Annotated in this window: 1 pseudogene; it reads right to left on the reverse strand. The window is 44.0% G+C overall.

Going from position 1 to position 841, the window contains the following annotated elements:
- Window positions 1-12: 12 nt before the first annotated feature.
- Window positions 13-761 (reverse strand): annotated as a pseudogene (locus EI162_RS14340) (IS5 family transposase).
- Between the last annotated feature and the right edge of the window lie 80 nt (window positions 762-841).

The raw sequence follows: 841 nt of genomic DNA on the forward strand, positions 1-841 counted from the left end.
TAGGGCGTGTCATCAATTAAGCCAAACGACACAAGAAACTAAGTGAATGGCACTAAGGAAATGACTGGCTAACTTATCATAGCGAGTGGCAATCGCACGATACTGCTTAATCTTGGCAAAGAAGTTCTCTATTAGGTGCCTCGCTTTATAAAGCTCTTTATCGAAGTCTCTTGGCTGCAGCCGATGACACTTAGATGGTATAACTGCATTACCTTGCACTGCTTTAATCGGTTCAATAACGCGGGCATCAGCATCGTAAGCTTTATCGGCAAGCCACGTTTGGCTAATACTGACATCAAGCAATTCATCTGAGCCACACAGGTCATGAGCTGCCCCACCTGTTAGATAAAAGCCAGTAGGATTGCCTAATGCATCTGTTCGAGTATGTATTTTAGTCGTCAGTCCACCTTTGCTGCGTCCAATGGCTTGATCCCTTTTTTTCCAGCACTGTGCTGGTGGGCTTTAACAATCGTGGCATCTAGCATGGCATATTCGTCATCGGATTGTTCAGAGAGTTGATTAAAAACCTGCTTCCATACGCCTTTTTTTGACCAGCGACTAAAACGAGTATGAATCACTCTGAAGTCGCCAAAGCGTTCAGGTAGGTCACGCCAAGGTATGCCGGTCTTGTAACGGTACAGAACCGCTTCTACGAACAAGCGGTTATCCTTTGCAGTAATACCAACGTCACTTGGTTTACCAGGTAGAATGTCTTTAATTCTCTCCCATTGGTCATCACGTAGGGCATGTCGTCTTGTCATAGTCATTGAGCTCAAATTCCTAAATACGATCTAAGTATAGCTTATTCTGAAATATCTATGCTAATTGATGACACGCCCTA

Source organism: Psychrobacter sp. FME6 (genome assembly GCF_014861365.1).
GTDB lineage: Bacteria > Pseudomonadota > Gammaproteobacteria > Pseudomonadales > Moraxellaceae > Psychrobacter.